The organism is Rothia sp. (in: high G+C Gram-positive bacteria), assembly GCF_030540545.1.
GTDB lineage: Bacteria > Actinomycetota > Actinomycetes > Actinomycetales > Micrococcaceae > Rothia.
The window spans coordinates 1-1,045 of record NZ_JAUNVZ010000127.1 but is presented as its reverse complement, the minus strand read 5'-3'; the positions used below and the strand labels follow the sequence as shown (position 1 = coordinate 1,045).

1 protein-coding gene and 1 pseudogene are annotated in these 1,045 nt (G+C 55.7%); one reads left to right on the top strand and one right to left on the bottom strand.

The genetic code is table 11. The features are described from left to right. Positions 1 to 315, top strand: a 315-nt coding sequence (locus Q4P78_RS09405; RefSeq protein WP_303340104.1) for an MscL family protein, incomplete at its 5' end; no start/stop codon positions are given. Positions 316 to 478: 163 nt separating this feature from the next. Here Q4P78_RS09405 and Q4P78_RS09400 read toward each other — a convergent pair. Then, positions 479 to 1,045, bottom strand: a pseudogene (locus Q4P78_RS09400) (phosphoglucosamine mutase); the annotation flags it as partial.

Below are 1,045 nucleotides of genomic sequence, written 5' to 3'. Positions count from 1 at the left end.
GTCGGTATTATTATGGGTACCGCGTTCACCGCTGTCGTGACCGCACTGGTTCAGTCGGTGCTGATGCCCGCAATTTCTATGCTGGTTCAGTCTCCGAACTTCGACTCTTTCTTGGTCTTCGGCCAGATTAAGATTGGCGTTTTCCTGACTGCTGTTGTCAACTTCCTGTTGATTGCAGCGGCAGTATACTTCGCCGTAGTGCTGCCCGTCGAGAAGCTCAACGCAAGGATCAGCAAGAACAAGGCTGAAGATAAGGAAGACACTGAGCTGTCCCTGCTGAAGGAGATCCGCGACTCCCTCGCCACCAAGAAGTAAGCTTCCCGTTCGTACCTGTATTTAACAGGCTTAACCTATCCCGTTCTTTCCCACCGGAAAGAGCGGGATAGCTGCTTTAAAGCGTCATACCCACAACAGGGACACCAATAATGAAAGGGCACCGACGGAGCAAGTCGTCGGTGCCCTGTGCGCATTATAGGGTTTATACGAGTTTCAGCTCTTTAGTGACAACATCAGCCAGCTGCTGGGCGACCTCGTCAGCCTGTTGTTGAGCTGCGGCTTCCACCATTACCCGCACCAGCGGCTCGGTACCGGAGGCACGCAATAGCACGCGCCCGCTGTGCCCCAGTGTTTTCTCGGCATCAGTCACTGCGGCGGTGAGTACCTTATTGGTTTTCACACCTGCCCTGTCTACGTTCTTCACGTTAATGAGGCGCTGCGGGGTGGGCTTCATGCGGGCTGCCAGCTCCGATAGTTTCTTCCCGCTCCGGGCCACTTCGGCCGCCAGGTGAAGGCCTGTCAGCACACCGTCTCCGGTGGTTGCATAGTCGCTCATAATCACGTGCCCGGATTGCTCACCACCCAGGTTATAGCCGTTTTCGCGCATGGCCTCCAACACGTAGCGGTCCCCTACCCCGGTGCGCACTAGGTTAATGCCGTGCTCTTTCAGATATAGTTCCAGTCCCAGGCTGCTCATGACGGTCGCCACGAGCGTATCCTGCGCCAGAGTGCCAGCGTTTTTCGCTGCTACAGCAAGAATCGCCATAAT